This is a genomic window from Chitinophaga sp. CC14, assembly GCF_048957795.1.
GTDB classification, from domain to species: domain Bacteria; phylum Bacteroidota; class Bacteroidia; order Chitinophagales; family Chitinophagaceae; genus Chitinophaga; species Chitinophaga ginsengisegetis.
In genome coordinates, this window is sequence record NZ_JARBFY010000002.1 from 157,183 (window position 1) to 163,932 (window position 6,750).

Below are 6,750 nucleotides of genomic sequence, written 5' to 3' on the forward strand. Positions count from 1 at the left end.
ATTTTTTAGCGTATATCAAACTAATACAAATGAACAAATTTTCCTCACTAATGCTATTACTGGCGGTAGGCACACAGGCCTTCGCACAGGAGATGCCTGTTGTGTTTAACAAGAGCTTCAGTGCTCCCAAAAACCAGTATAAGAAACTGGCTATTGCGGAGAACAATGCTATTGTTGCCATCGGAGGCGGAACAGATAATGGTTGCATTACCAAATTATCTGCAACGGGTACTCTTATTTACAATGCCAAACTGAATAAAGGCGGACTGGTAGCATACCAGGACCTGATTTTACTGCCGAAGAATGAACTGGTGGCTGTAGGTGGCGGTACCATTGCTTATGGCAATGCCCGTATTACCAAATTATCTGCTACCGGCGAAGTAGTGTTTGACAAGAGCATCGGCAACGGTCAGGGTGGTTATTTTACCCGGATCATTACAGACCGTCATGGCAATTACATTACCGTTGGAGTGGATGGCAGCAAGCCTGCGCAGGCCCGCATCACCAAGATGACGCCCGATGGTAAAGTAGAATTCGACAAGGGTTTTGGCGCACACAATGTTTTTACCAATGTGCTGATAGATGAAGATGAAAACATTGTTGCTGTAGGTGGCGACGTGGGTGATGGACAGGGAAAGGCTTACATGGTGAAAGTAGATGGAAAGGGAGAAAAACAATTTGAGCTTTCTTTTGGTAAACCCGGCGCTACATTTGAAAAGATGTTGTTGCTGGAAGACGGCGCAGTACTGGCTATGGGCGGTGGCGCTTATGGTACCGGCAATGCCAGCCGCATTGCGAAAGTAAATGCCGAAGGCCAGGTAGTATTTGATAAAGAATACAGCACCGCAGATGGTAAGTTCAATGCCATCAAAGTAAACGACCTGGGGCAGATCTTCGCCTGCGCAGAGGAAAAAGACCGTGGCCGTATTGTTAAGCTGCGTCCTGATGGCACTGAGTTATTCAATAAAGAAACGGATGCCGCTTTATACGCACTGGAAGTAGGCAAGAACGGAAAAGTAGTAGCGGCAGGGGGTAACGTGAGCAACAACACCGGTAAGATCGTTAAACTGCTTCCCGATGGCACTGTTTCCATTGATAAAAACCTGGGTTCTGTATTCCAGCACCTGTTACTCACCGAAGACGATGAGATCTGCGTAGTGGCAAAAGAAGGCTACCGCATGATTAAGCTGAGTCCTGATGGTGAAATGATGTTCGACAAGCAGCTGGGCAAGTATGATGCAAAAACCACGCTGGCTTCTTTGCTGATAAGCCCTTCCGGCGAAATCCTGGCAGCAGGCGGCGGCGATGAAGATGGTAACCGTATTATTAAGATCAGTCATGGCGTATCTATCAATGACATCGCTGTTTCCGAGCCATTGAACGGTTTATCCAACGCAACGCTCACCATTACCTTATCCGGGTTTTTAAGAAGCAATGGTGTTCGTACACCCGTTAACGTTCATTACAAAACTATTCCGCATAAAGGTGGCGCTGGTTCAACCGACTTTGATGTTACCGAAGGAACAATTTCCTTTGTGCCTTCTGAGTTTGCAGCAGGCGCTATCATCTCCAAGTCTATCCAGATCCCTGTAAAGAGTGATAACCTGCTGGAAGGTAAAGAAGCTTTCCATGTGGAAGTACTGGATGCGTCGGAGCTGTATCTTACCAAGTCGAAAGGAGAGGTAACCATCCTGGATCAGCCGGCTATGGTGAAGTTCATTGGCGGTAACAATGGTGCCGAGCCAGCCACTGATGTAGTGTTTTCTGCCGGTTTGTTTAAACGGGATAATACCCCGCTGATCAATGCCACATCCAAACCGGTTAGGTTAACTTACAAATTTGGGAATGGTACCGCGCTGCCGGGAGCCGACTTTGTGAGCAGCATCAAGGCGCCTTTTGTGATAGACAGCGGCGCTACCACTGCCAGTTTGAATGTAAAGATCAAAGACGATAACCGCTTCGAACTGGCCGAAACCGTTGTGCTGGTGTTAAGTGAAATTAAAGCGGAGAATGAAGCGGTAGTGGGTTATAACGGCGATGTAACTTCCATTTCTGCTTCCCAATACATACAGGATCAGCCGGCTTACATCACCCTGGTAAAACTGACAGATGCCAATGAATCTGCCACTGCACCTGTGAGTATGTTTAAATGTATCCTGGTAAAGGCTTCAGACCAGAGCGTACAAACCAATTGCACCGGTAGTGATATCAACATCTTCTTTGGTGTGGATTCTTCCAGTACGGCCGCTTACGGTAAGGACTATGTGATCATGAACGGCGACATGGTAAAGATTACCGGCGATTGCGCTTTCAGCGAAACCGATATACAGGTGGCGCTGGTAAACGACCGTGTAAAAGAGATAGATGCCCTGGTATCCGTGAAATTGCGTGATGCCACTGCTGCAGCAAATGCAGGGGTATTGAAAATTTCTCCTGAGCTGAAACTGAATAAGGCGGTAGCTGTTATCCATGACGATGATAACGACGAAGGCACCGTGCTTACAGCCAAATAATAACGGCTTGGATCAATAACCGATATACGCGCTTCAGGCACACCTGCATTCCCGCATAGTTAGCTATGCGGGAATTTTTTTTAGAGAGATATTAAACTTAAAAGCAGCATCTTTTATATTAAAATATAAAAGATGCTGCTTTTTTATGTGTGGATAAATCCGCTTATCAGCCGTTCTCGTACATAACGTTAGATTAACATTATTTTTTAAAAAAGAGTTGTGTCTTTTAATGGTTAACTTGGGAATAGCCTGGTATCTCCTTACCGGGCTTTTTTTATAGCGGTTTACGCATCACATAGTCGTCCATGATATAGCCGCTGCCGATGTCGGTTTTCTTTTCCTTATAAACGCTGAATCCCTGTTTTTCATAGAACTGCTTTGCTTTGTTGAAGCGGTTTACGTCGAGTTCGAGGATGTTTGCGCCGCGTTCTTTTACCTGTTGGGCCACCTGTTCCAATAGGAATTTACCGACTCCTTTTCCCTGGTAATTTCCATCGAGATAGATCTTTTGCAATTTGAAGATGCCGGGTGTACCGGTGGTGCTGTAGGAGGCAAACCCGATGGGGGCGCTATCGTCCTGCAGGATGAGAAACTGATGTTGCAGCTCCGTGATCTGTTTGTTCAGGGAGGCGGTGCTGTACATCATGTCTATCATATATTCTATTTGTTCCGGTGTCAGAATAGACTGATAGGTAGGTTTCCAAATCTTTTCTGTGAGGTCCTGTATAACAGGAATATCGTTTACGGTAGCTGTTTTGACGTGGTACATAAAGTTATAAGCTGTTATTTTCTCTCAGTATATTTTCTATGGTTTCCTCCAGTTTATCCAGGGGCGTGTATCCCCGTGCGCAGAGGTAAAGTTGTTTACCGGTATCGAGGATGGCCGCGGGGAATCCGGTGATGCCCCAGTTCTGGATCAGCTGGAATTCCTGTTGGGTTTCGTAGCGGTAATTTTCATCGTGCAGGCGGCTGATGAATTCATCTTCCGGCAGGCTGAATTTTTTGATCAGCGAGCGGTAGGTGCTGTCGTTGTTCAGGCTCTGGCCATTATAGTTGAGCGCTACCTGCATATCGTGCGCAAAGGTGATGGCATTTTCCGGCTGGTATTGTTTAAATACCGTGAGGGCGATGCTGGGCTTTTCTGAATCCATAATTTCTTCCGAGGGGAGTAGTTTCTCCAGGAAGGCGGCGCCAAATTTCACACCTGTTGCGTTTTCCACATTGGTATGTTCGCGCTGGATGTATGCCTTCATGGAAGAAAAAGGATGGCGGTTATCGCCGGTGATCATTCCGCCGGAGAGGATATCGAATTCCATGTTCCCATTGCTGCGTTCCTGCAGTTGCTGTACTACGGGGGTGAAGCCATAGCACCAGCCGCACAGCGGATCGTATATATAAATGAATCTCATAGCAGTCGGCTTTTAGCGCCTTACAAAGGTAACTAAAAGCTGACTGCAAAACAGGTGACCTCAGGTGTTCTCTTCTTCAAAAAAGTGTTCCTCGTGCAGTTTTTTGGAGAGGGCGCTATCCTTTCGTATAGCCTTGATGGATAGGCGTACTGCAAAGATGAGGGTGATCACCGAAGCTCCCATGAGGAAGATATTATTACCGAGAAAAAGGAAAAAATCGAATGTTCCGTGAAAGAAAACGGCGATCATGAGTGCTTTGAACAGGAGTGAACTGCTTTTATGCGGCACAAATTTAGCCAGGCCGGCATAATACCCCATGAGTACTGCAAAGGCGCCGTGGGCGGGCACGGAGAGGAACATGCGGGCTATCCCGGTGCCTACGCCGAACCTGCTTACATACGCAATATTTTCAAGCGTGGCGAAGCCCATCCCTATCATTACCGCGTATACGATGCCATCCAGTGGTTCGTTGAATGCTTTTTTGGGATAGGCGAACAGCAGCAGTACCAGGAATTTGGCCAGTTCTTCCGAGATGCCGACTACGCCATAGGCGAATGCCGCGGTTCCGAGGAGCGTGCCGTTATTTTCGCGGAGGCCCAGCTCTACTGCGAGGCCCTGTACTGCCAGTGGCAGGGCTACGCAGAGCATGCCCAGCAGGAAACTTTTTACCAGGAGGCTGGTGGGTTCCCGGTCGTATTTGTCTATCAGGTAAATAAAAAGACAGATGGCAAAACCCGGCGCCACAGCCAATGCCAATAGCATCATGGAAGGATATTTTTTTGTTGCTTACGTTGAAGCAGGTAATTATTCAGCATGTCAACAGTGTAACTGCTAAGATTGTTTGTTTTTGTGATGCCTCCTTTTTGAGCGGCGAGGGTACCGTACCTGATATCCTGGAATCCGTTGATGCTGTGGGCATCGGGATCTATGGAGATGAGCACCTTTTTTTCCAACGCATAATGCAGCCAGGTCCAGTCGATATCCAGGCGCCGCGGATGTGCGTTGAGTTCTATTACCACGTTATGGGCGGCACAGGCGTCGATGATGGCTTTATGATCTACGGGATAACCGTTGCGGCTCAGGAGCAGGCGGCCGGTCATATGTCCGAGGATGGTAGTGTATGGATTTTCGATGGCTTTCAGTAGCCGGGCCATTGCTTTTTCTTCTGTCATTTTGAGATTGGAATGCACAGATGCAATTACGAGGTCAAATTTTGCCAGGATTTCATCCGGGTAATCCAGTGATCCATCGTTGAGGATATCGGACTCTATGCTTTTAAAAATGCGGAAAGGCGCCAGTTTTTTATTCAGCTCATCAATCTCCGCGTGTTGTGCCAGGATCCTTTCTATATGGAGGCCGTTGGCATAAAAAGCGGAGCGGGAGTGATCGCTGATCACGAGGTATTCGAAGCCCTGTGCTTTGGCGGCGGTGGCCATTTCTTCCAGGGAAGATTCGCCGTCGCTCCAGTTGCTGTGGGAGTGGATGATGCCTTTGATATCGGAGGCAACGATGGTTTCCGGCAGTTGGTGGTTGCGGGCCAGCGTTAATTCGTTGATGCCTTCCCGTAGGAACGGCGGTATATAGTCCATTCCTGCCGCGCTGAAGATAGCTTCTTCGGAAGTGGCGTTGTGAAGGAAGGCGGCGCCGCCTGCGGCGTTGAATTTATCGATAAAGGCAGGGGAGCCGGTAGTGGTAAATAAAGTAGCGGCGAAGCTGTCGGCAGTGCAGCTATGCGTGATTACTTTGAGTTTTTCGTTCAGCTGCCATACCAGGTTATCTGCGTTGGCGGTGGTGAGTGAAAAACCGGGGAGCGCGGCGAGTTGTTGTTGCACTACATCTACCGGTGCGGCGATGAGCAGTTCTATTTCATCGATGATGATGCTGTGGCGGCGGAAGGCGCCGGTGAGTGAAACGGCTGCGGGAGCCAGGAGCAGCTGTAGTTGTTTTTCCAGTTCCTGCCCGGTGGCGGCTACTTCTGCGAAGAGGAAGCGGTGGCGGTTGGAAAGATAGAATTCGATGTTCTGGCGAACGCTTTCCTGTGTTTTGGCGCCAAAGCCTTTGAGGAGCATCAGGCGGTTTTCGTTACAGGCGTAGAGGAGTTCGCCCATGGATTCTATTTCCAGTTCTTTCCAGATGGTGGCTATTTTTTTGGGTCCCAGTCCTTTGATCTTCATGATTTCGAGGATCCCGGCGGGGGTAATTTCTATATAATGATTGAGCAGGGAGCATTGTTGGGTATCCAGCATTTCGAGGATATTTTTCCCGGTAGATTCCCCGATGCCTTTGATCCGGAATATTTCATCGCGGGGGGTATCTTTCAGGGGGGTAGGCAGCTTTTCTATGGTGAATGCTGCGCTGGCGAAGGATTTGGCTTTGAAGCTGTTTTCTCCGTGGATGTCCATCAGTTTGGACAGGAGGGAGAAGTTATCTGAGATTGAATAATTATCCATGCCGTAAAAATACGGAGTTACGTGGAAATTGCGGAGGGGGATTGTGTTGGGGGATGGGTATAAAAAAAGATCCCGGCATAGATGCCAGGATCCTTATAACTACATTTTGTAATTCCGATCTTAGTTAGCCGGAGCTGGAGGAACTGTTGGTGCAGCAGCAGGTGCTTTTTTAGGAGCAGCTTTCTTCTTTGCAACAGCTTTCTTAGCAGGAGCGGCTTTCTTAGCAGCAGCTTTCTTCTTAGGAGCAGCTTTCTTAGCAGCAGCTTTTTTAGGAGCGGCTTTCTTAGCAGCAGCTTTCTTTTTAGGAGCAGCTTTCTTAGCAGCAGCTTTTTTAGGAGCGGCTTTCTTAGCAGCAGCTTTCTTTTTAGGAGCAGCTTT

The 6,750-nt window shown here is 48.0% G+C and carries 6 protein-coding genes; 1 reads left to right on the forward strand and 5 read right to left on the reverse strand.

The genetic code is table 11. The annotated features are described in order from the left end of the window. The first annotated feature begins 29 nt into the window (after positions 1-29). Positions 30-2,513 (forward strand): Calx-beta domain-containing protein, encoded by a 2,484-nt coding sequence (locus PV783_RS09940; RefSeq protein ID WP_420987867.1) that lies wholly within the window; start codon positions 30-32, stop codon positions 2,511-2,513. Positions 2,514-2,787: 274 nt separating this feature from the next. On the opposite strand, the gene PV783_RS09945 is transcribed toward PV783_RS09940, so the two are convergent. The 5 genes from PV783_RS09945 to PV783_RS09965 all read right to left on the reverse strand — a co-directional run. Then, on the reverse strand, positions 2,788-3,282 hold the full coding sequence (locus PV783_RS09945; protein ID WP_420987868.1) for a GNAT family N-acetyltransferase: 495 nt from the start codon (positions 3,280-3,282) through the stop codon (positions 2,788-2,790). A gap of 4 nt (positions 3,283-3,286) precedes the next feature. Next, positions 3,287-3,922, reverse strand: coding sequence for a DsbA family protein (locus PV783_RS09950; RefSeq protein WP_079468900.1), 636 nt, complete (start codon positions 3,920-3,922; stop codon positions 3,287-3,289). Positions 3,923-3,982: 60 nt separating this feature from the next. Then, positions 3,983-4,687, reverse strand: a complete 705-nt coding sequence (locus tag PV783_RS09955; protein ID WP_111579503.1) for a PrsW family intramembrane metalloprotease — start codon at positions 4,685-4,687, stop codon at positions 3,983-3,985. Then, positions 4,684-6,372 carry a helix-hairpin-helix domain-containing protein gene (locus tag PV783_RS09960; protein WP_420987869.1) on the reverse strand — a complete coding sequence of 563 codons (1,689 nt, stop codon included), beginning with the start codon at positions 6,370-6,372 and terminating at the stop codon, positions 4,684-4,686. The genes PV783_RS09955 and PV783_RS09960 overlap by 4 nt, the downstream gene beginning before the upstream one ends. A 120-nt stretch (positions 6,373-6,492) precedes the next feature. After that, a partial coding sequence (locus PV783_RS09965) for a hypothetical protein (RefSeq protein WP_420987870.1) occupies positions 6,493-6,750 on the reverse strand: 258 nt, incomplete at its 5' end.

What these genes read in the sequence shown, in the direction of transcription:
- PV783_RS09950 (WP_079468900.1), bottom strand. Translation starts at nt 3,922, where the DNA reads ATGAGATTCATTTATATATACGATCCGCTGTGCGGCTGGTGCTATGGC.
- PV783_RS09940 (WP_420987867.1), top strand. Translation starts at nt 30, where the DNA reads ATGAACAAATTTTCCTCACTAATGCTATTACTGGCGGTAGGCACACAG.
- PV783_RS09960 (WP_420987869.1), bottom strand. Translation starts at nt 6,372, where the DNA reads ATGGATAATTATTCAATCTCAGATAACTTCTCCCTCCTGTCCAAACTG.
- PV783_RS09955 (WP_111579503.1), bottom strand. Translation starts at nt 4,687, where the DNA reads ATGATGCTATTGGCATTGGCTGTGGCGCCGGGTTTTGCCATCTGTCTT.
- PV783_RS09945 (WP_420987868.1), bottom strand. Translation starts at nt 3,282, where the DNA reads ATGTACCACGTCAAAACAGCTACCGTAAACGATATTCCTGTTATACAG.